The sequence below is a fragment of the Methyloceanibacter sp. genome (assembly GCF_058506495.1).
Window position 1 is genome coordinate 1 of the sequence record NZ_JBZMXT010000150.1, and the last position, 3,137, is coordinate 3,137.

The following is a 3,137-nucleotide window of genomic DNA, read 5'->3' on the forward strand; positions in this document are numbered from 1 at the left end:
GTCTTTGCCTCAACGCCTAGAAGAATTCGCACAGCGTAGCCGGAAGCGCGAGCGCGCAGGCGCTCGTAAATACGGTGTGTGTACCGAGAACCTCACCCGCTATGCTCAACTCCTTGCTCAACAATATCACTGTGCGGGGTGTTCGTGGGCGCGCCGAATTCTAGCCGTCGCCCCCTTTCAAGTCAGATTCCGTGATTGGTACTTAGCGGACCTCAATGCCGAAGCTGAGGATGTCTGCTTTCGGGTGCAACGCGGACGTGGTTAGGTTGCGCTCCGATGTCCGCTAATGACCCAAAGCGGACATACGACGCTGGCACTTCAGCCGCCAAAACACGGCAAACTTGACATTAGAGTTTGGTGCTGTCACTGGTGGCAGCTACTAATTGCTCGCGATCGCGCGAAGCTGTCGCAGACTTTGCGGCGACTCATCCCGAGACAATTCCCGATTTCGTCTACCCCCAGACAGCGCGTGGGGCGGGGCAAGCGTCCTCACGATCGCGTCGATTCGCGCGCCGTGTTCAGGCGCAAGGAACAATTTTTTAGTGACACCTTCATTCGATTCGCTCGGCCTCGCCGAGCCGCTCCGGCTTGCGCTCAAGGCCGAAAACTACGTGAAGCCAACACCAATCCAGCTTCAAGCGATACCTATTCTCATCCAGGGTCAGGATCTGCTCGGCGTCGCCGAGACTGGCACCGGCAAGACGGCCGCCTTCGCGCTGCCGCTTCTTCATCGTCTTTTCATCAACAGATCCGAGTCGCCGACGCCCACCGCACCTCGGGCGCTGATCCTGGCGCCGACGCGCGAGCTCGCGGGGCAGATCGCCGTACGGGTGAACGCCTACGGGCGAGGCCTTAACATGCGTACGGCGGTCATCTTTGGAGGCATCGGTCAGTCAAAACAAGTAAAGGCGCTGAGAGCTGGCGTCGACATCCTGATCGCGACACCGGGCCGCCTACTGGATCTCTGCGCCCAGCGTCACGTACGCCTCGATAAGGTCTCAATGCTGGTGCTCGACGAGGCCGACCGCATGCTCGATATGGGCTTCATCCGAGATGTGCGGAAGATAGTGGGCTTCTGCAGTAAAGAGCGGCAGACGCTTCTCTTCTCGGCAACCATGCCGCCGTCGATCGGTAAGCTGGCGCACGATATTCTGCGCAATCCCGTCCGCGTTGATATCTCGCCAGCAAAGGTGGCGGTCGATCGTATCGAGCAGCGCGTCTACTTCGTGGGCTCGAAGGATAAACGGGCCGTGCTAACAGACCTTCTCAAGACGCCAAGGATGGGCCAGGCAATCGTCTTTACACGGACCAAGCGCGGTGCCGACCGAGTTTCTCGCCATCTTGTACAGGCGGGACTGGCAGCGACTGCAATCCATGGCAACAAGGCCCAGAACGCGCGCGTGCGCGCACTCGACGGCTTTCGCAGCGGCAGGGTACGGATCCTTGTGGCAACGGACATCGCAGCGCGAGGTATCGACGTCCCGGGTATCTCCCACGTCATTAATTTCGAGCTGCCGAACGACCCGGAGAGCTATGTTCACCGTGTTGGCCGCACGGCCCGAGCTGGCGCGCAAGGCACGGCACTTTCATTGTGTGACCACAACGAGCGGGCTTATCTCAAAACTATCGAGCGGCTTATGCGGACGAGCATTCAGGTCGCCGAACACCCGCTCGCGATAACTGTAGATGCCGTTAAGACGCGGGACTTGTCCCCCCGCGCAGCGGCGCGTCCGGGCAACAGGCGGCGGAAACGTTGGCGCAATCGCCGTCCAAACGGCACGCCCTCAGCCATTCCCAAATCGCATCGGAAATCGAGAGGCGTAGCATGAAAGAATCTTTCCCTTCCCGAATCTCGGCAGCCAGGCGCAGGGCAGACGCAATACTAGACCAGAGTCGCAAGCGGCAAGAAAGCTACAAGCTGGAGCAAAGGCTCGCCAGCGACGCCAGGGCCGAGAAGACGGCACGGTTGCGCGAACTTCGCTTCGCTAAAGAAGCCGCCGACAGGGAAGCGGCAGCCGAAAATCCTTCCGTCCAAGCAGCGCCGAGGGCACGCAAGCCTCGGCGATCGGAGCAGACTTAACGGGAATTGGATCTGAGGAGAGGTCTACATGGCGTTTAAACCAAACTACAACTTCCAGAAGGCGGAGCGAGACCGGGCGAAGGCGCGAAAAAAGCAGGAGAAGCTGAGACGTCTGCAGGAGGAGACGGAAAAGCGCAAGGGCACGCAAGATGGCGACGAGATGGGGGCCAATACTGAGAGACGCACCGACGACGCCTAGCTTGAGGAAGGGCTTCTTGTGGCCAGGAGAATCTGAGTGCCACCAAACGGTCGTTCCCCGTCCCATGTCCGCTCCTGGCACTCAGCAGACATCGATTCCAGAGATATCGATGTTCGGTTAGGGGTGTTAACCGGACCTGGCTGTTTGCCGTCCTTGGAGCAGCCTATGACCCAAAGCGAACCTAACCTGCCAATCAAAAGGCGTCGCTAAACTTGCTTATTGGGCGCCTCGAATTTCTCGACTCCGCGAAGAAAGCGACGGGTTGGAAACAACGGTGCTTTTTCGGACGCAGCAAAGAACATTGGACACGGCGAAGCCACGTCGACGAACTGATCGAGCGGAGACGCAGTCAGGTCTTCTTCATTAGCGAGCAGAATAGCCAAAAACAAAGGACAGCCTTGAGCGTAATGGACGCAGCGCTCGCAGTCGCTAATGAGGCGAAACTGTCGAAGCTGTGCACTTCGATAACGGGCCATCGTTGATCACCATCACAGAGTACCAGACTGCAGCGTTGTGCAGTCGAGGCGGACCGCTTGGGTCACGGATGTCTCTAGGGAGGGGAGGAGTCCGACACCCCGCCCGGCATTCTTAGCGCGACCTAGAAGCAATAAACAAAAAGCCCCGGTGGGGGAGCTGCACCGGGGCTCTACTTGAATGCTCTCAGCGCTAGCTACTAGGACTCATCAGGAACGCAGCTCTCACTGGTTTCGTCCCAAGTCTGACCTTCTTCACAGTCCTGGGCATACGCCGCCGCGGTAACCGTTAGGCCCAACGCAACAAGAAAAGCGAACAGAATTTTCTCCATGGATGCACATCCTATGCAAACAACGCCGGAAACCGGCCAAGCAAACAGTTAAG

The 3,137-nt window shown here is 58.6% G+C and carries 4 protein-coding genes; 3 read left to right on the forward strand and 1 reads right to left on the reverse strand.

The window, feature by feature from the left end; genetic code table 11:
- The 3 genes from AC33YF_RS13390 to AC33YF_RS13400 form a co-directional block, all read left to right on the forward strand.
- Nucleotides 1–265 (forward strand): hypothetical protein (locus AC33YF_RS13390; protein ID WP_491777712.1); only part of this gene is annotated, 265 nt, incomplete at its 5' end.
- 277 nt (nt 266–542) lie between these two features.
- Nucleotides 543–1,829 carry a DEAD/DEAH box helicase gene (locus AC33YF_RS13395; RefSeq protein ID WP_491777713.1) on the forward strand — a complete coding sequence of 429 codons (1,287 nt, stop codon included), beginning with the start codon at nt 543–545 and terminating at the stop codon, nt 1,827–1,829.
- 279 nt (nt 1,830–2,108) lie between these two features.
- Nucleotides 2,109–2,279, forward strand: coding sequence for a hypothetical protein (locus AC33YF_RS13400; protein ID WP_491777714.1), 171 nt, complete (start codon nt 2,109–2,111; stop codon nt 2,277–2,279).
- 673 nt (nt 2,280–2,952) lie between these two features.
- On the opposite strand, the gene AC33YF_RS13405 is transcribed toward AC33YF_RS13400, so the two are convergent.
- Entirely contained in the window at nt 2,953–3,084 is a 132-nt protein-coding gene (locus tag AC33YF_RS13405; protein WP_491777715.1) for a hypothetical protein, read from the reverse strand.
- Nucleotides 3,085–3,137: the final 53 nt, after the last annotated feature.

Bases quoted from the DNA above. Each gene is read 5' to 3' on its own strand.
- AC33YF_RS13400 (WP_491777714.1), top strand. From the start codon at position 2,109: ATGGCGTTTAAACCAAACTACAACTTCCAGAAGGCGGAGCGAGACCGG.
- AC33YF_RS13405 (WP_491777715.1), bottom strand. From the start codon at position 3,084: ATGGAGAAAATTCTGTTCGCTTTTCTTGTTGCGTTGGGCCTAACGGTT.